Source organism: Pseudarthrobacter lactosi, assembly GCF_055412785.1.
In genome coordinates this window covers 411,430-435,215 of record NZ_JBVAYS010000002.1, presented here as the reverse complement: position 1 = coordinate 435,215, position 23,786 = coordinate 411,430, and the positions used below count along the sequence as shown (strand labels likewise).

Annotated in this window: 22 protein-coding genes and 1 tRNA gene; all 23 read right to left on the bottom strand. The window is 64.9% G+C overall.

From position 1 onward, the window contains the following. Positions 1-46 precede the first annotated feature (46 nt). Positions 47-120 (bottom strand) — tRNA-Leu (locus tag ACZY0Q_RS11955). A gap of 20 nt (positions 121-140) precedes the next feature. Further along, positions 141-1,085, bottom strand: coding sequence for an N-acetyltransferase (locus tag ACZY0Q_RS11950; protein WP_463917106.1), 945 nt, complete (start codon positions 1,083-1,085; stop codon positions 141-143). A 107-nt stretch (positions 1,086-1,192) separates the two neighbouring features. Beyond that, on the bottom strand, positions 1,193-2,692 hold the full coding sequence (locus tag ACZY0Q_RS11945) for an NAD(P)/FAD-dependent oxidoreductase (RefSeq protein WP_463917104.1): 1,500 nt from the start codon (positions 2,690-2,692) through the stop codon (positions 1,193-1,195). Between the two features lie 38 nt (positions 2,693-2,730). Then, entirely contained in the window at positions 2,731-4,107 is a 1,377-nt protein-coding gene (locus ACZY0Q_RS11940) for a S8 family serine peptidase (protein WP_463917102.1), read from the bottom strand. A gap of 34 nt (positions 4,108-4,141) precedes the next feature. Further along, a complete protein-coding gene (locus ACZY0Q_RS11935) occupies positions 4,142-5,089 on the bottom strand; it encodes a Ppx/GppA phosphatase family protein (protein ID WP_463917100.1) in 948 nt (315 codons plus the stop codon). After that, the gene (locus tag ACZY0Q_RS11930) at positions 5,086-5,757 is read right to left on the bottom strand and encodes a DUF501 domain-containing protein (protein WP_463917097.1); all 672 of its coding nucleotides are present in this window, start codon (positions 5,755-5,757) and stop codon (positions 5,086-5,088) included. The genes ACZY0Q_RS11935 and ACZY0Q_RS11930 overlap by 4 nt, the downstream gene beginning before the upstream one ends. A gap of 28 nt (positions 5,758-5,785) precedes the next feature. Next, positions 5,786-6,451: an FtsB family cell division protein gene (locus tag ACZY0Q_RS11925; RefSeq protein WP_463917095.1), complete on the bottom strand. Its 666-nt coding sequence runs from the start codon at positions 6,449-6,451 to the stop codon at positions 5,786-5,788. A gap of 134 nt (positions 6,452-6,585) precedes the next feature. Next, entirely contained in the window at positions 6,586-7,866 is a 1,281-nt protein-coding gene (gene eno / locus ACZY0Q_RS11920; RefSeq protein WP_056343550.1) for a phosphopyruvate hydratase, read from the bottom strand. Positions 7,867-7,997: 131 nt separating this feature from the next. Continuing rightward, positions 7,998-8,624: a MazG nucleotide pyrophosphohydrolase domain-containing protein gene (locus ACZY0Q_RS11915; RefSeq protein ID WP_463917563.1), complete on the bottom strand. Its 627-nt coding sequence runs from the start codon at positions 8,622-8,624 to the stop codon at positions 7,998-8,000. A 61-nt stretch (positions 8,625-8,685) separates the two neighbouring features. Continuing rightward, complete coding sequence (locus tag ACZY0Q_RS11910; protein ID WP_463917093.1) at positions 8,686-9,831, bottom strand: adenosine deaminase; 1,146 nt, start codon at positions 9,829-9,831, stop codon at positions 8,686-8,688. A 39-nt stretch (positions 9,832-9,870) separates the two neighbouring features. Beyond that, the gene (locus ACZY0Q_RS11905) at positions 9,871-10,599 is read right to left on the bottom strand and encodes a DedA family protein (RefSeq protein WP_463917091.1); all 729 of its coding nucleotides are present in this window, start codon (positions 10,597-10,599) and stop codon (positions 9,871-9,873) included. A 127-nt stretch (positions 10,600-10,726) separates the two neighbouring features. After that, on the bottom strand, positions 10,727-11,356 hold the full coding sequence (locus tag ACZY0Q_RS11900; protein ID WP_463917088.1) for a DedA family protein: 630 nt from the start codon (positions 11,354-11,356) through the stop codon (positions 10,727-10,729). 5 nt (positions 11,357-11,361) lie between these two features. Beyond that, positions 11,362-12,675, bottom strand: a complete 1,314-nt coding sequence (locus ACZY0Q_RS11895) for a thymidine phosphorylase (RefSeq protein WP_463917086.1) — start codon at positions 12,673-12,675, stop codon at positions 11,362-11,364. Continuing rightward, positions 12,672-13,088 carry a cytidine deaminase gene (locus ACZY0Q_RS11890; protein WP_463917083.1) on the bottom strand — a complete coding sequence of 139 codons (417 nt, stop codon included), beginning with the start codon at positions 13,086-13,088 and terminating at the stop codon, positions 12,672-12,674. Before ACZY0Q_RS11890 ends, ACZY0Q_RS11895 begins: the two co-directional genes overlap by 4 nt. 5 nt (positions 13,089-13,093) lie before the next feature. Further along, the gene (locus ACZY0Q_RS11885; protein WP_463917082.1) at positions 13,094-14,419 is read right to left on the bottom strand and encodes an ABC transporter permease; all 1,326 of its coding nucleotides are present in this window, start codon (positions 14,417-14,419) and stop codon (positions 13,094-13,096) included. Further along, positions 14,416-15,783 (bottom strand): ABC transporter permease, encoded by a 1,368-nt coding sequence (locus ACZY0Q_RS11880; protein WP_463917079.1) that lies wholly within the window; start codon positions 15,781-15,783, stop codon positions 14,416-14,418. Before ACZY0Q_RS11880 ends, ACZY0Q_RS11885 begins: the two co-directional genes overlap by 4 nt. Then, positions 15,776-17,434, bottom strand: a complete 1,659-nt coding sequence (locus ACZY0Q_RS11875) for an ABC transporter ATP-binding protein (protein WP_463917077.1) — start codon at positions 17,432-17,434, stop codon at positions 15,776-15,778. The genes ACZY0Q_RS11880 and ACZY0Q_RS11875 overlap by 8 nt, the downstream gene beginning before the upstream one ends. Positions 17,435-17,609: 175 nt before the next feature. Then, positions 17,610-18,716 carry a BMP family lipoprotein gene (locus ACZY0Q_RS11870; RefSeq protein ID WP_463917074.1) on the bottom strand — a complete coding sequence of 369 codons (1,107 nt, stop codon included), beginning with the start codon at positions 18,714-18,716 and terminating at the stop codon, positions 17,610-17,612. Positions 18,717-19,025: 309 nt separating this feature from the next. Continuing rightward, positions 19,026-20,048, bottom strand: coding sequence for an NADP-dependent oxidoreductase (locus tag ACZY0Q_RS11865; RefSeq protein WP_463917073.1), 1,023 nt, complete (start codon positions 20,046-20,048; stop codon positions 19,026-19,028). Further along, entirely contained in the window at positions 20,045-20,476 is a 432-nt protein-coding gene (locus tag ACZY0Q_RS11860) for an organic hydroperoxide resistance protein (RefSeq protein WP_463917070.1), read from the bottom strand. Before ACZY0Q_RS11860 ends, ACZY0Q_RS11865 begins: the two co-directional genes overlap by 4 nt. 45 nt (positions 20,477-20,521) lie before the next feature. Continuing rightward, positions 20,522-20,956: a MarR family winged helix-turn-helix transcriptional regulator gene (locus ACZY0Q_RS11855; RefSeq protein WP_463917067.1), complete on the bottom strand. Its 435-nt coding sequence runs from the start codon at positions 20,954-20,956 to the stop codon at positions 20,522-20,524. Positions 20,957-21,141: 185 nt separating this feature from the next. Then, the gene (locus tag ACZY0Q_RS11850) at positions 21,142-22,341 is read right to left on the bottom strand and encodes an amidohydrolase (RefSeq protein ID WP_463917064.1); all 1,200 of its coding nucleotides are present in this window, start codon (positions 22,339-22,341) and stop codon (positions 21,142-21,144) included. A gap of 87 nt (positions 22,342-22,428) precedes the next feature. Beyond that, positions 22,429-23,562, bottom strand: a complete 1,134-nt coding sequence (locus ACZY0Q_RS11845; RefSeq protein ID WP_463917062.1) for a mannose-1-phosphate guanylyltransferase — start codon at positions 23,560-23,562, stop codon at positions 22,429-22,431. Positions 23,563-23,786: the final 224 nt, after the last annotated feature.

Below are 23,786 nucleotides of genomic sequence, written 5' to 3'. Positions count from 1 at the left end.
CAGCGGTCATGCGGGAGCCCGCAAGGTGCCACGGGGGATAAATTTGTACCCCAGGTGGGACTCGAACCCACAACACGCGGATTTTAAGTCCGCTGCCTCTGCCAATTGGGCTACTGGGGCGCCCGGTCCATGGTATCCCGTCAGACGCCCGCAAGCGGCGCGGCGTACCGGAACGTCCCGTGGACCCCGCCGGGCCAGACTGCCAGCGGGAGCAGCTGGAAGTGGTCACCCCAGGCTTCGTCGGGCGGCAGGACACCAAAGGATGCGGCCGGGACAAAGCCAAAGCGCGGGTAGTATTCCGGGCTGCCCAGCAACGCAATCCCACCCTCCCCGGCCGCGTTGGCCCGGGCAATCGTGTCATTCATGAGGGCGCTGCCGATCCCATGGCGCTGCAGCCTGGGTGTCACGCCGATGGGCCCGAGCCCCAGCAACCCGAAGTCGCCCACCCAGCCCCGCGTGCTGATGACATGGCCGACGATTTCGTCGTCGAGCACCGCCACCACGCTGAATGCGGGCAGATAGTCGTCGCACTCGAAGAGCTGGCGGAGCACTTCCACCTCCGCAGGCTCCCCGTCCACCGGCAGGCCTGTGACCGGCGAGACTGCGAACGCATCGGCCGTCAACGCCAGGATCTTGTCCCTGTCCGCAGCCGTCTCGTTCCGGAGCACCAACTCGGGCCGTGGCACGTGCCGGCTGGCCGCTGACAGCTCGGCGAGTGCTTCGACGGCGCGTGGTGCGTCCGCCACCGGCACGAGCAGGTGGTCGTGGTGGAAGCCGGCCAGCACATTACAGCTGATCCTGGCCTCGGTCAGGGCTTTCCCGACGGCGGCGGTCAATCCTACAGCTTCCAGCGCAGAGTGCACCTCCAGGGTGATCCACGCCGCCACAAAGTCGTAGTGCAGCCCCAGGCTGTCCGCCCTCTCCCGCGGCAGGACCACAGTCAGGCCCTCGGCCTCGCGCACGGCAGCTTCGATGCCGGGCTCGAGCGGCCTGCCGTGCGGCCACAGGACGTAGACGTACTCCCCCTCCCGCAGTACCGGTTTCAGTGTTGCCAGCAGGGTCTGGAGGTTATTTTCGCCAGTCATGCTGACAGTCTAGAAGGGACTCACGGCGGGATACACAAAACGGCGGCCATCCCCGCATGGGGACAGCCGCCGTCGGGCGTTACAAATGCTGGGTCAGGACGCCGCTGCTACTTGGCGTCCGCCGTGACCGACTGCTTGGGGTCCACGCTGGTGGCCTCCGCAGAGCCCGGCTTTGCCGCTCCAGCGGATGCCTCCGGCGTGCTGGCCGCCGGAGCAGGCGCAGCCGCTGCAGGCTTGGGCGCCGGCGTGGCAGCAGCCACGAAGGCGCCGCGCGGGTTATCGAGATCGATCAGCTGGGTGGTGTCGCGGCCCATGAAGAACGCGAGGATCCAACCCATGATGACGCGGACCTTGCGCTCCATGGTGGGCATGGCCATGCCGTGGTAGCCGCGGTGTGCCAGCCAGGCGAGCGGGCCCTTGAGGCCGATGCGGCCCACGAGGTTGATGTTGGCGACGCCCTTCCACTCGCCGAAGCCGGCCACAGCACCCAGGTTCTTGTGCTTGTAGTCCTTCAGCGGCTTGTCCCAGCGCGAAGCCCACAGGTTCTTGGCGAGGCGCTTGGCCTGGCGCAGTGCGTGCTGGGCATTCGGGACGCAGGTGCCGTCCGGCAGCCCGCTGCCCGTGAGGTCCGGCACTGCGGCGATGTCGCCGGCAGCCCAGGCGTTGTCGATGATGCCTTCATCGCCGGCAATGCGCAGGTCCGGCAGGACGCGGACGCGGCCACGCGGTTCCAGCGGGAAATCGGAGGAGCGGATCATCGGGTTGGCCTGCACACCGGCAGTCCAGACGAGTGTGTCGGCTTCGAATTCCTGGGCCAAGGACTTGTCCGGGAGGTTGATGAGCTTCAGGGAACCCTCAGCGCTGTCCAGGGAGGTGTTAAGCAGGACCTCGATGCCGCGGCTGCGGAGGTGCTCCACAACCCATTCGGCCTGCGGTGCCGTGACCTCGGGCATGATGCGGCCCATGGCTTCAACCAGGACGAAGCGTACTTCTTCCTGGCGGATGCGGGGGTTGTTCTTGACCGCGGCGCGGGCCAGGTCTTCCATTTCGGTGATGCACTCGATGCCGGCGAAGCCGCCACCAACAACCACGAAGGTCAGTGCCTTGGCGCGAGCAGCCGGATCCGTGATGGTGGACGCCGCCTCGATGCGCTCCAGCACCTTGTTGCGAAGGGCCACAGCCTCTTCGATGGTCTTCAGGCCAATGCCCTTATCCGCCAGGCCCTTAATGGGGAATGTGCGGGTGATGGCGCCTGCGGCCACCACGATGTCGAAGTAGGGGATCTCGATGTGCTCTCCGCCGTCCGCGGGCGCCACCACGGCGGTGCGGTTGGCGTGGTCGATCGAGGTGACGCTGCCCTGGATGAGTTCAGTCTGCTTCAGGTGCTGGCGGTGCGAGACCACTGCGTGGCGGGCCTCGATGTTGCCGCCGGCCACTTCCGGCAGGAAGGGCTGGTAAGTCATGTAGGGCAGTGGATCCACGAGGGTGACGATGCCACCGGCATTCGCGATCTTCTTCTGCAGTTTGAGTGCTACGTACAGGCCGACGTATCCGCCGCCGACGACGAGTACCCGGGGACGGTCCTGGAGCTCTGGGGTGGTTGCCATGATTTAAGGATACAACAGTTTGTGAAAATCTTCACTAACTACGTTTTGCCGCCGGAATCAACGGTTTGGAAGGCTCCGGTATCGGGTTCTTCGCGCGCCGTTCCTGGGTTTCGGGCCGCCCGGCGCAGCTGGATGACGGCCGCTGCGATGATCGCCAGGAAGAGTGCCACTGAACCGATCACGACGGCGGCGCCAACGGCACTGTCACGCTGTGAAGGCGCCTTCGCCGCGGGCACAGTGGGCTCGGGCAGTGTGGGAACGGCGCTGGCCACTTCGTCGGTGGGCACCGGCGCCGGCGCACCAAGATTGCCCCTGCGGTGTACCCGGATCCAGTCCGAGATGGAGCCGAGCGGGTTGGCGGCGACTTCCGGGACGGAGTCCTTCAGGGCAGCCTCGGCGTTCAGCACGCCAAAGCCGTACAGTGGGTCTTTGCCGGCTGGACCGGCATCCTTGGCTGTGCTGACGATCCGGTTGATGACCTGTTTGGCGCTCATCTCCGGCCATTTGGAACGGATGAGTGCGGCCACGCCGGCAACGATCGGGGCAGCTCCGGACGTTCCCGCCCATTCTGCGTAGCCTCCGCCGGGCATCCCGCCCAGCAGGTTTTCAGCCGGGGCCGCCACTCCGATGCTGATCCCCTGGGAGGACGAGTCGACGCTGGCTATGCCCTTGCGGTCCAGGCCCGCGACGGTGAGGACGCCGGGGATGGTGGCGGGTGCGCCGACCTGGAGGTTGCCGCCCACGCGGTTGCCTGCCGCGGCCACGATCACCACATCTTTCTGCTCGGCATAGAGGAATGCCGCATCCCAGCTCTGGGGCCACTGCGGTGTGGCGCTGCCCAGTGAAATGTTGATGACTTTGGCCCCGTTATCCACTGCCCACCGGACAGCTTCCGGGATCTGGTCCTGATCGCTCTTGCCTGCGGGGTTGGCGGAGCCGAGCCACGTTGACACGGACAGGATCTCAGCTTCAGGAGCCACGCCAATCATGCCGTCCGGACCGCTGGCCGGAGCCTTGCCGGGACTCGGCGAAGCAGTGGCGCCGGCGGGCTGGTGTCCGCGCCCGGCCAGTATGGTCGCTACCAGGGTCCCGTGTTCGGGCTTCACCCCCAGGCTTTTCTGCCCGTTGGGAGTGCCGGCCCCGGACACGTCGAAGCCTCCGGTGACGGCGCCTTTCAGGTCAGGGTGCTGGGCATCCACGCCGCTGTCGATCACGGCGATCTTGACACCGGCGCCCTTGGAAACCTCCCAGGCCTTGGTAATTCCGGATTCGCCAAGCCAGTACTGTTTGTCCCGGTCAGCGTCGGCAGTGGCCGCAGGCGCCAGGGTAAGCCCGGCGGCCAGGCTGACGCCTGCCAGGGTCATCGCCAGGAGAGCTGACGCGGCCCGGCGGAACCGTGCGGTTGCTCTGGTCATGTGGGTTCCCATACGTGGTTGGCTACTGGCCTGGTTAGTGGATGCTCAGGGCAATTCCGTCAAGAATATCGTGTTCGCTGGCGGTGGCAGTCACTATCCGGCCCGCGGTGATTTCATTCAGCCGTTCGAGGATGCGCCGCCACACCAGCCCTCCGGCGCCCATCACGTCGACCCGGCCGGGGTGCATATACGCCAGTTCCGCACGTTCTCCCCTGGTCATGTGGAGGAGGTCGGTGGCGGCTTCGGTGATGGTGCCAAGGGACAGTTCCGCCCCGTGGATGGCCGCCGGCGAATACGCCGGAAGCCGGAGGGCGTGGGCGGTGATGGTAGTGATCGAGCCGGCCACCCCGACGACGGCGGTGGCGCGTTCCAGCGGAACGTCCAGTCCCGCCAGCGTAATGGCTGCGTCGACGTCGGCTTCCGCGGCGGCGATCTGTTCCGCCGTGGGCGGATCGTCCTGCAGGTGCCGTTCGGTCAACCGGACGCAGCCGACATCCACGGACTTCGCGGCCGTGACACCGCCGGCGGTACCGAGGACAAACTCGGTGCTTCCGCCGCCAAGGTCAACTACCAGCACGTGCTCGCCGTCAAGGACCGGCAGGACGCTGCTGGCCCCGGCGAAGGACAGGGCAGCTTCTTCATCGCCCGAGATGACCTCAGGCTCAACGCCCAGCAGGTCCCGGATCCCGTCGACAAAAACCTGGCGGTTGCGCGCGTCCCGGCTGGCCGACGTTGCCACAAAACGGACGGACTGGACACCGTGTTCGCGGATCATTGCGGCGTAATCCGCGGTGGCCGCGAACGTGCGCTCCAGCGCTTCAGGGGCGAGTTCGCCGGTGGCGTCCACGCCCTGGCCCAGCCGGACAACCCGCATTTCCCGGACAACGTCGGTGAGCTTCGGCGCCCCGTTACTGCGGTCGATGTCGGCGATGAGCAGGCGGATAGAGTTCGTGCCGCAGTCGATGGCGGCGACGCGGGTCATGCCCCTGCCCCGTCGGTTCCTGCGGTTTTGCGGACCGGAGCGGGCCGGCCCACGATCTCCGGCAGGCCCTGGGGTCCGTGCCGGCTGAGATCCTTCGACGGAGCCTCCCCCGCGGTGTCCCAGGCGCCGTCGCAATAGCAACGGTCCGCGGTCCACCATTCGCTGATTCCGGCGATGGCCTCATCTCCCAGCGGATTCACACCGGGCCCGGCCGCGAGCGAATGGCCCACCAGGACGTGGAGGCATTTGACCCGGGTGGGCATGCCGCCGGCGGAAATACCGTCAATCTCCGGGACGGACCCGATGCCGGAACGCTCGCCGATGGCCGCGCGGGCTCCAAGATAGTCTTCGTGTGCTGCACGGTAAGCGGCCGCGAGCGGCTCATCGGCGCTCAGGCGTTCATTCATGTCGTTCATCAGCCCGGCTGCTTCCAGCCGGGAAACCGCCGACGTGACGACGGGGTGCGTCAGGTAGAACGTGGTGGGAAACGGTGTCCCGTTGCTCAGCCGGGGCGCCGTGGCGGCGACGAGGGGGTTGCCGCAGACGCAGCGCGCCGGGATTTCCACCACATCGCGCACGGGCCGTCCCAACTGCCTGCTGAGTACTTCAAGATCATGTGCTGATGGCTGGCGGGACTTCTCCGGCGCAGTCGCCGTGTTTTTTTCCACTGGCGCGGGCCATCCTTCCTCTAGCTGTTCAGTCTGTGGCCGCGCGCCTGATGGACTCCCACAGGGAATCCACCCACGGCAGATCGGCGGGGTCTTGTGCTGCCGTGGCGGTCAGGCTACTGCTAGTTCCAGCCGGCAGATCGCTGCCGAAGACCCAGTAGCCGGATTCACCCGGCATAACCATGTTAATGCGGTCACGGGCCTGCTGTTTCACGTAGTTCGGATCCTGCCACCGTGAGATCTGCTGCCGCAGGCCGTCCTGCTCGGCCTGGCGGGCGGCAATATCGGCGCTGAGGGCCGCGAGTTCGGCGCGTTTGTCGAAGAAAATCTTCACGGTGGGCGCCAGCATGATGGTGATCGCAATCATGACCACGGCCAGTGCCAGCATGCGCCCGGAGAACGCCTTGGCAGGGACGGGCTGGGTTTCGTCCGGCGTGGTGTCAGGCCTCGGCGTCTTGCCCGCGGCCTGACCGCCGCTGCCCTTCCCCTGGCCTTTGCTGGCCGTGCGCCCGGTGTTCGTCGTGGACGTTCCGGCGTTCAAGGCCGTGCCGGTTTTGTCCTTGGTCCCGCCCTTTGCGCTGCCGGCTGCACCGCCAAAATCGGCGCGGATGACGCCTGCGTCTTCGTTGGCTGGGTCCGTGGTGGCCTGATGCCTCGAAGCGGCCTTGGGAACTTTGGGACGGCGGGTAGCCATGACACTCCTGAAACGTGCGGCCTGCCTCTGGCCGCAACTCTGCGCTTGATGCCGGCTCAATCAATGCCGGCTAAAACAAAACCGGTGGCTATGGTCTTTCAACCATAGCCACCGGTCAGAGGTTTAAGCGGCTACTAGCCCTTGAAACGCGGGAAAGCGCTGCGGCCTGCGTAGCGTGCGGCGTCGTCGAGTTCTTCTTCGATGCGAAGCAGCTGGTTGTACTTGGCAACGCGCTCGGAGCGTGCCGGAGCGCCGGTCTTGATCTGGCCGGCGTTGGTGGCCACCGAGATGTCGGCAATGGTGGTGTCCTCGGTCTCGCCGGAGCGGTGCGAGGTGATGGTGGTGTAACCGGCGCGCTGGGCCAGGCTGACGGCGTCCAGTGTTTCGGTCAGTGAACCGATCTGGTTGACCTTGACCAGCAGCGAGTTGGCGGTCTTGGTGTCGATGCCGCGCTGCAGGATGGCCGGGTTGGTGACGAAGAGGTCATCGCCCACGAGCTGGACTTTGTCACCGATGCTGTCGGTGAGGGTCTTCCAGCCGTCCCAGTCGTTCTCATCCAGGGGATCCTCGATGGAAACCAGCGGGTAGTCTGCCACGAGCTCGGCGTAGTAGGCGCTCATCTCGGTGGCGGACAGTGCCTTGCCTTCGAACTGGTAGGCACCGTCCTTGAAGAACTCGGAGGAAGCGACGTCCAGGGCCAGGGCGATGTCCTTGCCCGGGGTGTAGCCGGCGTTGGTGATGGCTTCCTGGATCAGGTCCAGGGCTGCACGGTTGGACGGCAGGTTCGGCGCGAAGCCACCTTCGTCACCGAGGCCGGTGGACAGGCCCTTGGCCTGAAGGACGGACTTGAGGTTGTGGTAGACCTCAACGCCCCAGCGGAGGCCCTCGGAGAAGGTCTCGGCGCCGATCGGGACAATCATGAATTCCTGGATGTCCACGTCGGAGTCGGCGTGTGAGCCACCGTTGAGGATGTTCATCAGCGGAACCGGCAGCACGTGCGCGTTGGGGCCGCCGAGGTACTTGTACAGCGGCAGGTCTGCGGAGGCGGCAGCTGCATTGGCAACGGCCAGCGAAACGCCCAGGATGGCGTTGGCGCCGAGCTTGGCCTTGTTGGGCGTGCCGTCCAGGTCAATCATGGCCTGATCGATGCTGCGCTGGTCGGTGGCGTCGAAGCCGGTCAGTGCCGGAGCGATCTGGTCGATGACAGCGTCAACGGCCTTCTGGACACCCTTGCCGAGGTAACGTCCCTTATCTCCGTCACGGAGCTCAACAGCCTCGTGCTCACCGGTGGAGGCACCGGAGGGTACTGCCGCGCGGCCGATCTGGCCATCTGAGAGCAGTACTTCAACTTCTACGGTCGGGTTTCCGCGGGAATCGAGGATTTCGCGGGCGTGGATGGCATCGATAAGCGCCATGGATGTGCTCCTTATGGGCGATTTTGGGGGAACGAACAGCTGGAAAAAGCGTTAAATCTGGGACGTCCTCGTCAGGACCAAGCCTAGTCGAGAGTGGTACAGGTTACGGAACCCTATCCATCACCCGGACGTCATGATGGCGACGCGAACTGGCGCCGGATGGCGCCCCGAAGGGCCCGTTCGGCGTCGAATCCCTTGGTACGCGCAGAGCCGACGACGGCGAGCAGCAGGTCGCCGAGCTCCTCCTCTGTTTCGTATGGCTCCGGTGATTCGGCGTCAGGTGATCGAGTCTGGGCCCACGACCGCAGGGTTCCCTGACCGAGCTTGCGAGGATAGGGAGCGGTTGGGGACCGCGAGGCCCGGTCGAGGTACTTCTGCGCCTTGGCCAGGGCCGGCAGGGCGTCCGGGATCCCTTCAAAGGGCCCCGTCCGCTCCGGGCGTTCCGCAGTCTTCACGGCATCCCACTTCCGGACGATCTCCGCCACCGAGGCAGGGAAACTGTCCTGCAGCCTGCCGTCGGGCCGGAAGACATGCGGATTGCGGCGGACCATTTTGGCACTCAGCCCGCGCGCGACGTCGTCGAACGTGAACGCACCACGCTCCTCGGCAAGCCGGGCGTGCAGCACCACCTGAAGCAGCACATCTCCCAGTTCGCCGCGGAGCTCGGCGTCATCCGCGCCGGTCTCGATGGTTTCGGCAAACTCGAAGGCTTCCTCCAGGAGGTATTCCACCAACGAGGCATGGGTGAGGGCGGCCATCCACGGGCAGTGCTCGCGCAGCTGGGCCAGGATGGCGACCAGCCGATCGATAGGAGCCTGCTCAGCCAAGGTTGTCGTAGGCGTCGTTGATGTACTCCACCAACGCTTCCTTCTCTTCAAGCGGCAGGAAGGATGCCTCGGCAGCGTTGAGCGTGAGCTCCAGCAGGTCGTCGAGGTCGTAGTCGAAGGTTTCCACGAGGAGCTCGAACTCGTCCGTCAGGGTGACGCCGCTCATCAGCCGGTTGTCGGTGTTGATGGTGACGTTGAAACCCAGCTGGTACAGCATGTCCAGCGGGTGGCTCTCGATGCCCTCGCCGAAACCGGCGATCGCCCCGGTCTGGAGGTTCGACGACGGGCAGATCTCCAGGGCGATGCCGCGGTCGCGGATCCAGCTGGAAAGGTCGCCCAGGGTGACCAGCCCGATGCTGTCCTCGTCGCCCGCGGCGGCGTCGTCTTCGTCGAACTCCACCATGATGTCCTCAGCGATGCGGACGCCGTGACCCAGGCGAAGTGCCCGGCCGTCAACGAGGGCGGACTGGATGCTTTCGAGTCCGGCAGCCTCGCCGGCGTGCACCGTCGCGGGGAAGTTGTGCTGGGCGAGGTAGGTGAAGGCGTCCTTGAACCGGGACGGGAGGAAGCCGTCTTCAGCTCCGGCGATGTCGAAGCCCACAGCGCCCTTGTTGCGGTGCCGGACAGCCAGTTCGGCGATCTCCTGGCCACGGTCTGCGTGGCGCATGGCGGTGATCAGCTGGCCCACCTGGATTTCGCGGCCGCTTTCGGTCACGGCGTCCACGCCGGCTTCGAGGCCTTCCTGGACTGCTTCAACAACCTCGTCCAGGGACATGCCCTTCTGGAGGTGCTGCTCCGGTGCCCAGCGAACTTCGCCGTACACCACGCCGTCGTCCGCGAGATCCTCCACGAATTCCCTGGCCACGCGGATGAGGCCTTCCTTGGTCTGCATCACGGCGACTGTGTGGTCGAACGTCTCCAGGTAGCGGACCAGCGAGCCTGAATCGGCGGACTCGCGGAACCACTCGCCCAGGGCCACAGGATCGGCGGATGGCAGCGTGTGGCCAACGGCCTCGGCCAGTTCGATGATGGTGGCTGGACGGAGACCACCGTCCAGGTGGTCGTGAAGCGAAACCTTCGGCAGGCTCTTCAGGTCGAAATCGATGGCAGGGGCAGCGTCAACAATAGGCTCAGTCACCTTCCAACCTTAGGGTCGGCAAGCGGCTTATGCCAGCCGCTACGTTCCGAGCTGCTCCGCCTCAGCCGGGGCAGACGCCAGCAGCGGGGAAGCCGCGGTATGCGCGGGCAGGGAACCTTCCGGGCCGCCGTCGAGCCATTCGTCCACCGTTTCCGCGTCGTTGCGGGCCAGGTGCTTGTGCCACCAGCGCAGCAGGTGGTCGATCAGGATGCCCAGCACGATGGCGAACACCACGGCAATGCCTGCGCTGAGCAGCGGGTTGTGGTGGAGCCAGGGGAAGGAGCTGGCCAGGATCCCGATGCCGATGGAGTACCCCACCCACGTGATGCAGGCGAAGGCGTCCAGCAGGAAGAAGCGGCGGTGCGCAAAGCCGGTGCTGCCTGCCACATAGTTGACCGCCACCCGGCCCCAGGGGATGTAGCGCGCAGTGAAAATCAGGACGGCGCCGCGCTTTTCGAGTTCGTACCGTGCCCAGCCGAAGGCCTTCTGCACTTTGGGCCGGCGCATCCACTTCCAGCGGTCAAGGCCGATCCTGCGGCCGAGCATAAAAGCCATGTTGTCACCGGCGATGGCACCGACCAGTGCAGTGGCGCCCAGGATCCAGAGATTCGGTTCACCGCTGTGCCGGGAGAACGCGGCAAGTGCCACAATCAGCGTCTCGCTGGGGACGACCATAGCAAAGCCGTCCACAAAGAAAAATACGAGCAGGATAGGGTATATCCACCACTCGCCCGCTGCGTGGAGCACAGTGTTATTTATGAACTCCACGGCTTGATTAATGAACTCCACGCGGGTCTTTTCTTCTAGACGGGACAGGCGCCTTCACAGTGACGTAAGTCGCTCTTCAGTGTCCCACGGCCAGGGCGTCGTTCGCTACGCTCGGGCGCCGCAAATCTCAGCCGTCCGGATCCTTCAGCCGCTCCACCACGGGAACCTTTCCCCGGATGCGGTTAATGACCAGATCCACCACTATGCCAAGGCCCACGGCGCAGACGATGGCGATGGCCGCGCCGAGCAGGTGGTTGTTCTCAAACCACTGGCCGAAGAACAGCCCGATACCCACAGAGTAGGAGGCCCAGAGCGTGGCGGAGAGCACCGTCAGGCCAACAAAACGCACGTGCGAATAGTGGGTCACGCCCGCGGTGAGGTTGACGGCAACCCTGCCGATGGGAATGAACCGCGCCACCAGGATGAGCGACGCCGGCCGCTTCCTCAGCTCGTCTCCTGCCCAGCGGAACGCTGCTTGCATACGCGGTCCGCGCATCCAGTGCCAGCGCCGGGTACCCACCCGGCGCCCGATGAGGTAGGCGATGTTATCGCCCGCGAACGCCCCGACGCCCGCTACGGCCATCAGCAGCCACGGATTGGGGACATCTGCGGTTGCGGCCACTGCGGCCAGGCCCACCACCACGGATTCACTGGGGATCGGCGGGAAAAACCCGTCGATCAGGCAGCAGGCCAGCACAAGGAGGAGCACCCATGGCTGCGCCGCGGCAGCGAGGATGAATTCGTTGATGGCCTGCATTGTCCCTATGCTATTCGGTCGATGATGAGCTGCTGCGCCGGGCGCGCCCCTTCCGGGGCGATCGTGACGGCGTGTTCAAGGGCTTCCTTGGCCCGCGCGAACTTCTCCGGCGTGTCCGTCAGCAACGTCATCAGCGGCTCGCCCGCACGGACCAAGGCACCGGGCTTTGCATGCATGCGGATGCCGGCACCTGCCTGGACGGCGTCTTCCTTGCGGGCACGCCCCGCCCCGAGGCGCCACGCCGCAACGCCCACTGCCAAGGCATCAAGCCCAACCAGGACACCGTCGGCCGGGGCGTAAATAACCTCGGATTCCTTGGCGACCGGCAGCTTGGCGCGCGGATCTCCGCCCTGCGCTTCGATCATCCGGTTCCAGACGTCCATGGCCCGTCCGTCCTTCAAGGCGGCGCGCGGATCGGCGTCGTGGACACCCGCGCACGCCAGCATCTCTTCGGCCAGCCGTACGGTGAGTTCGACGACGTCCTCCGGGCCGCCGCCGGCCAGGACCTCCACGGATTCCTCCACTTCGATCGCGTTGCCCGCGGTGAGGCCGAGGGGGGTGCTCATGTTGGTCAGCAGCGCCACGGTGTTCACCCCCGCGTCCTTGCCGAGGGCCACCATGGTTTCGGCCAGTTCGCGGGCCCGGGCCTCGTCCTTCATGAATGCGCCGCTGCCCACCTTGACATCCAGAACCAGGGACCCCGTGCCTTCGGCGATCTTTTTGCTCATGATCGAGGACGCGATCAGGGGAATGGCCTCCACCGTGCCGGTAACGTCGCGCAGTGCGTACAGCTTCTTGTCCGCCGGCGCCAGCCCTGCCCCGGCAGCGCAGATCACGGCGCCCACGTCCTGAAGCTGTGCCATCATTTCGTCGTTACTCAGGGCCGCCCGCCAGCCGGGGATGGACTCCAGCTTGTCCAGGGTGCCGCCGGTGTGGCCAAGCCCCCGGCCGGACAGCTGAGGCACGGCAACACCGAACACTGCCACTAGGGGTGCCAGCGGCAGTGTGATCTTGTCCCCTACTCCCCCGGTGGAATGCTTGTCGCTGGTAGCCTTCACGCCGCCGTCGGGCCGCCGGAGGCCGCCGAAGTCCATCCGTTCACCCGAGGCGATCATCGCGGCCGTCCAGCGCGAAATCTCGGCGCGGTCCATGCCGTTGAGCAGGATGGCCATGTTCAACGCGGCCATCTGTTCGTCCGCGATGACCCCGCGGGTGTAGGCGTTAATGGTCCAGTCGATCTGCTCCGGACTCAGGACACCCCGGTCCCGCTTGGTGCGGATGATGTCGACGGCGTCGAATGCCTCAGTTGCCTTTGTCACCGTGGATCCTCCAGGTTTTGGGGACCGAATGCGTCGGGCAGCACCTGGTCCATGGTTTTGATTCCTTGGGTGGTCATGAGTTCCATGCCTGGTGCGCGGAATTCATAGAGAAGCTGCCGGCAGCGGCCACACGGCATCAGCGCGTTGCCCGCGGAGTCCACGCAGTAGAAGGCCCGCAGCAACCCGCCACCGGTCATCTGCAGGTTTCCCACCAGGGCGCATTCAGCACACAGAGTGAGCCCGTAGCTGGCGTTTTCCACGTTGCAGCCGCTGACCAGCCGTCCGTCCTCGGTGAGGGCCGCGGCCCCCACCGGGAACTTTGAATACGGGGCATAGGCGTTTTTCATGGCGTCGACGGCCGCAGCCTCCAGTGCCCGCCAATCGACGCTGAGCGAAGCCCGTTCCTGTTCCATGGCCGTCACCCCTTGACGTACGGGATGCCGCTGGCCGCCGGTGGCCTGGACCGGCCCACCAGCCCGGCCACGGCCAGCACGGTCACCAGGTAGGGCAGCATGGCCATGAACTGGCTCGGCACCGGGGTCCCGATGATGGTCACGATGCTCTGCAGGTTGTCTGCGAAGCCGAACAGCAAGGCGGCAAAGAACGCTCCGATGGGGTTCCAGCGTCCGAAGATCAGCGCCGCGAGCGCGATGAAGCCCCGTCCGCCGGAGATCTCCTTGGTGAAACTGTCGATGGCCACGAGCGTGAAGAACGAGCCGCCGATGCCGGCGATGGCGCCACCCAATGTGACGTTCCAGAAGCGGGTGGCGTTGACCTTGATGCCCATAGTGTCGGCGGCCTGCGGGTGTTCACCCACCGCGCGGACCCTAAGGCCCCACTTGGTCTTGAAGAGGCCAACCCACACAACGATAACGGCGACGTACATCAGGTAGCCCACCACTGACTGCTTGAACAGGATGGGACCTAGGATCGGGATTCCGGAGAGGACGGGAATCTCGACGATGTCCAGGCCCGGCGGTGAGTTGAACTTTGCCTTGTCCGCCTGCATAACGGTGCTGAACAGGAATCCGGTGACGCCGGAAATCAGGACGTTGAGCACCACGCCGACGATGATCTGGTTGACCAGGTACCTGATGCTGAACACCGCGAGCACCATGGACACCGCCGCGCCGGCAACAGCGGCCGCAAGCAGGCCCACGAAGGGGTTCTGCGTAATGCTGGCCACGATTGCCGCGGTGAAGGCGCCGCCCAGCAGCTGGCCTTCGATGGCGATGTTGACTACCCCGACCCGCTCGCACAGCACACCGGACAAGGAGCCGAACACCAGCGGGACGGCAAGGGTGACCGAACCGGCGATGAGCCCGGCCAGTGAAATGCTGGGCGTCCGTGCACCGCCCACCACCCAGATGAGGAAGGCTACGACAAACAGCACAGTAAAAGTGATGGTCAGCCAGGCCGGGGTGGGCCGGGCCTTGGTCTTCAGGAAGACGGAGTAGGCCGCCAGCCCAAGCATCAGGACCGAGAGAATGATGCCGCCCGGCATTGCGGGAATTTCCAGCGCAGGAAGCTGGAAAAAATCCCCGCCGGTGGAAATTCCGAACCTTGCGGTCTGCGCTGGTCCCATCAGGCCGAAGAAAATGAAAGCGACGAGTCCCAGCGCCGAGAGCAGGACTGGGGTTTTCCAAAGGACCGGTTTGCCGGATGTTGCCTGGGCTTCCTCGGCCTGGGGCGCTGCTCCGGGGGTTCCGCGTCCCGGCAGGGGCGATGTTGCTGTTGCGCTCATGCTGCGCCTCCGGTGGTTGCTGCCTGCTGGGTTTTTCCGGCCGTGGCCGGTTTCTTGCGGCGGGGGTTAAGCCCGAAGACTGCCCGGACCAGCGGAGGTGCCGCGATAAAGAGGACAATCAGCGACTGGACCACCAGGACAATGTCGATGGGAGTTCCGGTCTGGATCTGCATCTGCACGGCACCGGCGCGGAAGGCGCCGAACAGCAGCCCGGCAGCGAAGGTGCCCCACGGCGTCGAACGTCCCAGCAGCGCCACCGTGATGGCGTCAAAACCGTAGGTTGCCGCGACACCGTCGGTCAGGACCTTTTCGGTGCCTGCCACCTGGGCCACTCCCGACATTCCGGCGAGTGCGCCGGCTATTGCCATGACCAGGATGGTGGACCGCGAGACATTGATTCCGGCGGTCAGCGAGGCCTTGGGGTTGGCCCCGACGGCCCGGAATTCAAAGCCGACGGTGGAGCGGTTCAGCAGCCACCACACCAGGACGGTGGACGCGATGGCCAGGACAAAGCCAAGGTGCAGGCGGTACTGGGAGCCGAAAATCTGGGGGTATACCGCGGTGGGATCCAGGATGGGCGAGATCGGGTTGGACTCCCCCGGGCGCTGGAACGCCGGCGTGTTCAGCAGGTATCCCAGGAAGTACAGCGCAATGTAGTTGAACATGATGGTCAGGATGACTTCGTGGGCACCTGTCCGGGCCTTCAGGAGACCAACCAGGCCACCCCAGAGGGCGCCTCCCACGATGCCTGCCACAAGGACGAGCAACAGGTGCAGGCCCAACGGAAGGTGCAGGGCGAAACCGACCCAGCCCGCCAGGATGCCGGCCATGATGATCTGGCCCTGGGCGCCAATGTTGAACAGGCCGGCCCGGAACGCGAGCGCGACGCCGAGGCCTGCCGTGATGAGCGGTGTGGCGATGGTGAGGGTTTCCATCAACGGCGCGAACTGGACCGCGAGGCTGGAACCCCTGGGGTTGAAGACCGAGCCCTGGAACAAGGCAATGTAGGACTGTGTGGCGGCCTGCCAGACTGCGGAGAGGAAGTCTGTGGGCCGGGCGAACAGATACGCCGAGGTGGTGCTGACGCGCTCGTCCGTGGCGGCGATCAACAGTCCGCCCAACACAAGTGCCAGCAGCACCGCCAGGACTGAGACCATGCCGCTGCCGGTGAAGATCTTCCGGAGCAGCGTGTCCGGCCCGCCGGGCAGCTTTCCGCTTTGGGCGCTGGCTGGTACGGCTGAAGGGCTGATGGCGCCGCCGGCCGTGTCCACGGCCACCCCGGCGGCGGTTTCGTCCGCCGCCGGGGTTGGCTCGTCCGCTTTCGCTTGCTGGTCCGCATGCTTAGGGTGACGCTCTTCAGGCATGGTCGCCTCCTTCGGCGCTGGAGGTTCCGCGGCGTTCTGCGGCGGCGGAGTCAGTCTTGTCAGCCGCTGATGTGTCAGCGCCGGTCTTGCTTACGCTCGTCGTGCCTGAGCCGGTCTTGTCAGGGCTCGTCTTATCTGCGCTCGCAGCGTCCTCTGGTGAGATGCCGGCCATCATCAGGCCCAGGACGCCGCGTCCGGTCCCTGCCGGAACGATTCCCACCAGTTTGCCCTTGTAGAGCACTGCGATACGGTCGGCGAGTTCCATGACCTCATCCAGTTCGGTGGAGATGATCATGACAGGCGTGCCCTGGTCGCGTTCGGCCACGATGCGCTTGTGCAGGAACTCGATGGACCCCACATCCACACCCCGGGTGGGCTGCGACGCGATGAAGAGGCGCAGTGGCCGGGACAGCTCCCGTGCCATGACCACCTTTTGCTGGTTGCCGCCGGACAAGGTGCCCGCCGCCAGCATGCCCGACGTCGTCCGCACGTCGAACTCATCGATCCGCGATTTTGCGTTCTCCAGGACCTTCGCAGGGCTCATGCTGATGCCCTTGGCAAACGGTGGCTGATCGTACCGGTCAAGGATCAGGTTTTCGGCGATCGAGAACGTGCCGATAAGGCCGTCAACAGACCGGTCTTCCGGGACGAAGCCGACGCCGGCGTTGAGGACGTCCTTAACGCTGCGGCCCACGAGCTCCTCGTTGTCCAGGAGAATGGAGCCCTGCACGCGCTCCTGCAGTCCGAGGATGGCTTCGGTCAGTTCGGTCTGCCCGTTGCCCTGGACGCCCGCAACGGCCAGGATCTCTCCGCGCGCAATGTCGAAACTGATGCCGTCCACGGTGTGCTGCCCGTTCGGAGCAATGACTGTGAGGTCCTTGACCTGGAAAGTCTTCTCTTTGGGGCTGGCGGGGGCTTTGTCGAGCGTGAGGCTGACGGCGCGGCCCACCATCATGGAGGCCAGCTCTGCTGTGGAGTCACCGGGACTGGCCGAACCCACAACTTTGCCGCGGCGGATCACGGTGATGGTGTCCGAGACAGCTTTCACTTCACGCAGCTTGTGTGAGATGAAGACAATCGAGGTTCCGTGGGACTTGAGCTGGCGCATGATGTCCAGCAGTTCGTCGGTTTCCTGGGGCGTCAGCACTGCCGTGGGTTCATCCAGGATGAGGACCTTGGCGTCGCGGACCAGGGCTTTGATGATTTCCACCCGCTGCTGGACGCCCACCGGGAGGTCCTCCACCAGGGCGTCGGGGTCGACGTCGAACCCGTAGCGGTCAGAGATCTCCTTGATCTTGCGCCGGGTGTCGTCCAGGTTGAGGAAACCGCCGGCTTTGGTGGACTCGGCGCCGAGCGCCACATTCTCGGCCACGGTAAACACGGGAACGAGCATAAAGTGCTGGTGCACCATGCCGATGCCGGCGGCCATGGCGTCTCCGGGGCCGCGGAAGTAAACAGGTTTGTCGTCGATGAGGATTTCGCCCTCAGAGGGCTCGTAGAGCCCGTACAGCACATTCATCAGGGTGGACTTGCCGGCCCCGTTCTCGCCCAGCAGACAGTGGATCTGTCCGGGTTCAACCACCACGTCAATGTGGTCGTTGGCGAGCAGGGAGCCGAAGCGTTTGGTGATCCCTCTGAGTTCAAGTTTCAAAACTCTGACCAATCTCGAAGCGTCCGTACATGAACCGGACGGGATATGAGGCTGCAGCACCAGCCTAGTGCCTTCAGCCCCGGGCGGGCGGTAGCGCGGGGGCATGCAAAGCAACGCAAAGCGCCACCTCCCGGGCAGTCGATGACCTTCCGGGGGCGGCGCTTGGCGAGGATTACTATACCTTGGGGCTTGCCCCTGACTCGACCTTCAGCTTCCCGCCGACGATGTCCTTCTTGAGCTGGTCCAGCTCGGACTTCAGGTCGGACGGGACCTGGCCATCGAAGCCATGGAAAGGTGCCAGCTGGACGCCGTCGTTCGCCAAGGTGCCCACGTAGGGCGTGTTGGTGAACTTACCTTCCTTGTCGTCCTTAACCACAGTTTCAACGGCTTCGCCCATAAGCTTCATGACCGAGGAAAGCATGATGTCCTTGTATTCGGGTGCGGTCAGGAATCCGTCAGAGTCAACCCAGATCATCTTGACGTCCTTGCCGGCCGCTTTAGCCTCCATCAGGGCTGCACCGGCGCCCTTGCCAACCGGACCGGCGACGGGCATCACAATGTCCGCGCCCTGGTCCAGGAAGTTCTGGGTGAGCTGCTTGCCCTTGTCCTGCTTTTCGAAGTCGCCCGTGAAGCTGCCGTCCTGGGCTGCCTTGTCCCAGCCAAGGACCTTGACGTCCTTGCCCTTCTGCTCGTTGTAGTACTTGACGCCGTCGGCAAACCCATCCATAAAGATGGTCACGGTGGGAATCTCCCGCCCGCCGAACGTGGCCACACTTCCTGTCTTGGTGGTGCCCGCTGCCAGGTAACCGGCCAGGAAGGCTGCCTGGGCGGTGTCGTAGATGATCGGCTTGACGTTGCTGATGGGCGGGTCGTAACCGAAATCGATGATGGCGAAGTGGCTTTCCGGGTTGGCCGCGGCCTGGGCCTTGGTGGCGTCACCCAGAAGGAAACCGATGGTCAGGGTGAGGTCGCAGTTGGCAGCAACCATGGCACGGAGGTTCGGCTCGAAATCATTGTTGGTTTTGGACTCGACCTGGTTGACTTTAATCCCCAGATCCGCTTCAGCCTTCTTCAGCCCCTCATAGGAGGACTGGTTGAACGACTGATCATCGAACCCGCCGGAGTCGGACACGATGCAGCCGGTGTAATCGCTCGCCGTTGCGGTGGGGCTGCTCGCCTCGGGAGGCGCACCGCAACTGGTCAACAGGAGTGCGGTAGCACCCATGGTCGCCACGCTTGCAACTGAACCGCGCTTGAGGTGTGCACGCAGTGATGTCTTCAAAATTCCTCCAGGATGAAGAGAGATGCGCTACGACATGGATTCAATGAGTGTCTGTTTCAACCCTGAAATTCTGTTTTCACTGACGGTCCGCAGCACTGCGCCGAGGCGCTCTGATAGAACCAACATTAGTGGCCTGCAGCACATCGGCTACCACATTGGAGCTGGATCCTGAAGATTGTTGAGAATTTGTTACCAACCAGTAGGGAGCGGCTGTGCATCCCCTCCGGTTAGGCGCGAACGTACACTTGGGGCCCCGCGAAACGGGGCCCCAAGTGTACGTTCGCGCCAAATGAGGCGGGGGGTGGCCGCTTAGAGGCGCACCAGCATCTTGCCGGTGTTCGCGCCGTCGAGCAGGTCCATGAATGCCCGCGGGGCGTTCTCCAGGCCGCCCACTACCGTTTCGTCGTACTGGACTGAACCGTCCGCAAGCCAGGCTGACATCTTCTCGAAGAATTCAGCACTGTGCTGGCGCTGTCCGCCCACCAGGAACCCGCGCAGGGTGAGCTGCTTGCCAATGACCAGCATGAGGTTCCGTGGGGCCGGCGTGGGCTCGGTGGAGTTGTACTGGGCGATGGCGCCGCACATGGCCACGCGGCCGTCCACGTTGAGAACAGCCAGTGCGGCTTCCAGGTGCTCGCCGCCCACGTTGTCAAAGTAGACATCAATGCCAGCCGGCCCTGCGGCCTTGGCGAGCTGCTCCCGTACCGGCCCGTCGTTGTAATTAAAGGCCGCGTCGAAGCCCAGTTCCAGGAGCCGTGCAACCTTGTCCGGCGTGCCTGCGCTTCCGATCACGCGGGAGGCACCCATCGCTTTGGCGATCTGGCCCACGAGCGAGCCCACGGCTCCCGCCGCACCGGAGACGAATACGGCGTCGCCGGGCTTGAACTCGGCCACCTTCAACAAGCCCGCGTACGCAGTGAGGCCGGTCATGCCCAGCGCTCCGAGGAACGCCGACGCCGTCGCCAGGTCCGTGCGGGCAACCGAAGTCGCCGCCGCATCCAGCACAGCGTACTCGCGCCACCCCAGCTGATGGACGACGGCGTCCCCCACCGCGCGCCCGTCGGCCCTGGACGCAATAACCTCACCCACGGCCCCGCCGTCGAGCGCTGCATCCAGCGCGAAGGGCGCTGAGTATGACTTGACGTCGTTCATGCGGCCGCGCATGTAGGGGTCCACGGAGATGAAGAGGTTGCGGACCAGGATCTGGCCGTCCTGAAGCTCCGGCAGTGGCGATTCGGCCAGCCGGAAGTTTTCCGGGACGGGGCGTCCCGTGGGGCGCGATGCCAGGCGGATTTCACGGGTTGACGTGGGCAGTGCGGTTATTGTGCTCATGCTGCGAACTCCAGGATCTTGATGTCCACGGTCATGTTTCCGCGGGTGGCGTTGGAATAGGGGCAGATCTGATGCGCTTTGGCCACCAGGGACTCGGCCGTGGCGAGATCCAGGGCCGGCACCGCGATCTCCAGTTCAGCGGCGAGGCCGTAGCCCACACCGTCAGCCAGCGCGCCAAAGTGGATCTTGGCCGCCACGGCTGAGTCGGTCAGGTCTGCGCGCTCCTTGCGCCCCACGAGGCGGAGCGCCGAGTGGAAGCAGGCCGCGTAACCGGCGGCAAACAGCTGCTCGGGGTTGGTGCCCTGGCCGTCACCGCCCAGCTCCACGGGGCTGGCCAGGCTGACATCCAGCTTGCCGTCGCTGGTGCGTGCGTTGCCGTCGCGGCCTTCGCCGGAAGCCAGGGCCTCGGCAGTGTAGAGAGTTTTCATATGTGGTCCGTCCTGTTGGATGTGGATAACGGAAATCTAGGGCGCTCAGTGCGCGCGGTGAAGGGCCTCGGTGAGCCGTTCCAGCGTGGTGCGAAGCTGTTCCAGCTCATCGGCTGACAATCCGGCGGCGTCCGCGAGGTGCCGTGGAATCGCATTGGCTTTGCTGCTGAGCGAGCGTCCGGCCGGGGTCAGGTGGACTGCAACGCGGCGCTCGTCCTCCCCGGACCGGCGGCGTTCCACGAGCCCCATGGCCTCGAGTCGCTTGAGCAACGGCGACAGTGTGCCTGAGTCAAGGCCCAGCTCCTCGCCGAGCTCCTTGACGCCCTTCGGCTCCGACTCCCAGAGGACCAGCATCACCAGATACTGCGGATACGTCAGGCCGATATCTTCCAACACTGGGCGGTAGACCGCTGTTGCCGCGCGGGAGGCGGAGTACAGGGCAAAACACACCTGGCGGTCGAGTCGGGGGGCTTCAGTCATGACCTAAACGATAGTGCACAATTCAGTTGTGCACAACTTACCTCGTTGGGAAAGCGCGAACGTACAGTTGTGGCCCGGCTGTTGGGGCCAGAACTGTACGTTCGCGCTTTATTAGGGGGCTTAAGTGTACGTTCGCGCTTTTTAGGGGCTTAGGTGTACGTTCGCGCTGGTGGGAGGCCTTGGGCCTAGAGGTCGCGGATGGTGCGGAGGGCTGCTGCCGTGAGGACCTGGATACCCAGGCCCAGGGCACGTTCGTCCAGGATGTAGTCACCTCGGTGCAGGTCATACTCTTCGCCGCCCGGGGTTTTGGTGCCCAGCCGCATCATCGCGCCAGGACGCTCAGCCAGGAACCAGGCGAAGTCCTCGCCGCCCATGGACTGCGGCGTCAGCACAACGGCGCCCTCACCAATTTCGGCGCGGGCTGCGGCCTCAATAAGCGCGGTCTCGTGCTCGGAGTTGACCACCGGCGGCACTCCCCTGGTGTGTTCCAGATGGACGTCCACACCATAAGGCGCGGCCACCTGCTGCACCACCTCGTCCAGGAGCTCACCGGCATCGTGCCAGGCGTCGCGGTCCAGGCAACGCATGGTGCCCGCCATGTAACCCGTGCCCGGAATGGCGTTGGGTGCCGATCCTGCGTTGATCTGGCCCCACACCACGGACACGCCGCTGCGGACATCCACCCGGCGGGACAGGACCGCGGGGACGTTGACGGCGATCTGCGCCAGCGCAAACACCAGGTCCTCGGTGAGGTGCGGCCGGGAGGTGTGGCCGCCGCGGCCGCTCAGTTCGATCTTGATGGTGTCCGAAGCGGACGTAATTGCGCCGATGCGCGTACCGATGCGTCCGACGTCGATCCTCGGGTCGCAGTGCAGCGCAAAGATACGCGGCACACCTTCCAGAACGCCCTGCTCGATGCACGAAAGCGCGCCGCCGGGCATGGTTTCCTCGGCGGGCTGGAAGATGATCCGGACGGATCCGCCCAGCGGCGACTCCTGGTGCATGCTCTGGAGGACCAGGGCAACGCCAAGCATGGTGGCGGTGTGGACATCGTGGCCGCACGCATGCGTGACGCCATGGTTCTTGGAGGCAAACGGCAGGCCGGTTTCCTCGATGATGGGCAGGGCGTCAATGTCACCGCGGAGCGCAGTGGCGATCGGACCCTCGCCGATGTCGACGGTAAGGCCGGTGCCTTCAAGCCGACGCGGGGACAGGCCGGCGGCTTCGAGCCGCACCACGAGCTTGTCCGTGGTGCGGAATTCCTTGAAGGAAAGCTCGGGGTGCGCATGCAAATCCCGGCGGAAGTCGATCAGCTCCGGCAGGAGTGGTTCCAACCATGGCCGCACTAATGCGGTGGGCTCGGCTTCAGTAGTGTAATTACGCACTCATTTACTCTAGCGAGCGTCCACGGAATAGCGTCATCAGGGCGGGCGCGTTACAGATTGTGCCGCGGCTGAACATTCCCGACCGGGCTACAGAACGTCGGTATCGCCGCTGGCCTTGAGCGCGTCTACGGCTCCCTTGACCCGCTGCGCATGCTGTTTGGTGGTCACCAGGAGAGCATCACCGGTATCAACGATGACCACGTCCTTGATGCCGATCAGGGCGATCACGCGCTTGGTGTCCGAAACCACCACACCGCTGGCATTTTCGGTGAAAACGCGGGCGCCTTCGCCGATAACGGTGACGTCATCGACTTCCCGCGCACTGTTGAGCCGGCCCACAGAAGCGAAGTCCCCGACGTCGTCCCATCCGAAAGTGCCCGGCACAACGGCCACATCACCGGCGGCGGCGGCTGGCTCGGCCACTGCATAGTCAATGGCGATCTTGGGCAGTGTGGGCCAAACACGGGCGGTGACGGCATCGCGTTCGGGAGTATCCCAGGCCTGGGCGATCTCCTGCAGGCCCTTAAACAGGTCCGGCTGGTTGGCCTCAAGGTGCCGCAGCATCAAGGCAACAGGAGCCACGAACATTCCTGCGTTCCAGACATACTCGCCGCTGTCCACATACTGCTGGGCAACTTCCTCGTCCGGTTTCTCCACGAACTCCACCACGGCCTGCGCGCTGGGCGCACCGTCGATGTGGAGTTTCTCGCCGGCGCGGATGTAGCCGAAGCCGGTGGACGGGTGGGTCGGCTTGATGCCGATGGTCACGATCTTGCCGGCGGCGGCCGTGTGGATGGCCTCGCGAACGGCCTGCTGGAACAGGTGGTCAGGACTGATGACCTGGTCCGCAGCGAAGGAACCCATGATGGTGTCCGGGTCGCGCTCATACAGGATGGCGGCTGCAAGGCCGATGGCGGCGCCGGAATCCTTCGGCTCGCTCTCCAGGACCAGGTCCGACTCCTGAACCTCGGGCAACTGCCGGCAGACGGCGGCCCGGTGCGCAGTGCCGGTCACCACCAGGACGCGCCTACCTGCGAGCGGCTCGAGGCGGTCGTAGGTGGCGCGCAACAATGTACTGCCGGACCCCGTGAGGTCGTGCAGAAATTTGGGAGCGGCTGCTCGTGACAGGGGCCAGAGGCGGGTCCCCACTCCGCCTGCCGGAATCACCGCAATAAAGCGGTTCAGGGGTGAATCCGGGCTTGTCACTTTGTCTGTACTCATCACGGCCTACTTTAGCTGACGCGCCGTGAACTGCCCTTTCAGATCCCTCCGCCAACTCCCGCGGGCGCGCCATAGTGTGGTGTTCGTCTCATCTGCAGGCAAAATGCGGGCATTGCGGGGTCACCAAGGAGTTCCTAAATTGAATAAGCTGTGAGCGAAGCCTAGATTTAGGCCTGAGCTACGAGTTGCTCTCGCAGCAGGCGTTCCCCCCGCGTGGATCTCAT

Excerpts from the sequence above, each read along its gene's own strand:
- ACZY0Q_RS11940 (WP_463917102.1), bottom strand. The coding sequence starts at position 4,107 with ATGACCAGAGCAACCGCACGGTTCCGCCGGGCCGCGTCAGCTCTCCTG.
- ACZY0Q_RS11935 (WP_463917100.1), bottom strand. The coding sequence starts at position 5,089 with ATGACCCGCGTCGCCGCCATCGACTGCGGCACGAACTCTATCCGCCTG.
- ACZY0Q_RS11925 (WP_463917095.1), bottom strand. The coding sequence starts at position 6,451 with ATGGCTACCCGCCGTCCCAAAGTTCCCAAGGCCGCTTCGAGGCATCAG.
- ACZY0Q_RS11855 (WP_463917067.1), bottom strand. The coding sequence starts at position 20,956 with ATGACTGAAGCCCCCCGACTCGACCGCCAGGTGTGTTTTGCCCTGTAC.
- ACZY0Q_RS11885 (WP_463917082.1), bottom strand. The coding sequence starts at position 14,419 with ATGAGCGCAACAGCAACATCGCCCCTGCCGGGACGCGGAACCCCCGGA.
- ACZY0Q_RS11880 (WP_463917079.1), bottom strand. The coding sequence starts at position 15,783 with ATGCCTGAAGAGCGTCACCCTAAGCATGCGGACCAGCAAGCGAAAGCG.
- ACZY0Q_RS11890 (WP_463917083.1), bottom strand. The coding sequence starts at position 13,088 with ATGGAACAGGAACGGGCTTCGCTCAGCGTCGATTGGCGGGCACTGGAG.
- ACZY0Q_RS11950 (WP_463917106.1), bottom strand. The coding sequence starts at position 1,085 with ATGACTGGCGAAAATAACCTCCAGACCCTGCTGGCAACACTGAAACCG.
- eno (WP_056343550.1), bottom strand. The coding sequence starts at position 7,866 with ATGGCGCTTATCGATGCCATCCACGCCCGCGAAATCCTCGATTCCCGC.
- ACZY0Q_RS11915 (WP_463917563.1), bottom strand. The coding sequence starts at position 8,624 with ATGGCCGCCCTCACCCATGCCTCGTTGGTGGAATACCTCCTGGAGGAA.
- ACZY0Q_RS11900 (WP_463917088.1), bottom strand. The coding sequence starts at position 11,356 with ATGCAGGCCATCAACGAATTCATCCTCGCTGCCGCGGCGCAGCCATGG.
- ACZY0Q_RS11860 (WP_463917070.1), bottom strand. The coding sequence starts at position 20,476 with ATGAAAACTCTCTACACTGCCGAGGCCCTGGCTTCCGGCGAAGGCCGC.
- ACZY0Q_RS11845 (WP_463917062.1), bottom strand. The coding sequence starts at position 23,562 with ATGAGTACAGACAAAGTGACAAGCCCGGATTCACCCCTGAACCGCTTT.
- ACZY0Q_RS11945 (WP_463917104.1), bottom strand. The coding sequence starts at position 2,692 with ATGGCAACCACCCCAGAGCTCCAGGACCGTCCCCGGGTACTCGTCGTC.
- ACZY0Q_RS11865 (WP_463917073.1), bottom strand. The coding sequence starts at position 20,048 with ATGAGCACAATAACCGCACTGCCCACGTCAACCCGTGAAATCCGCCTG.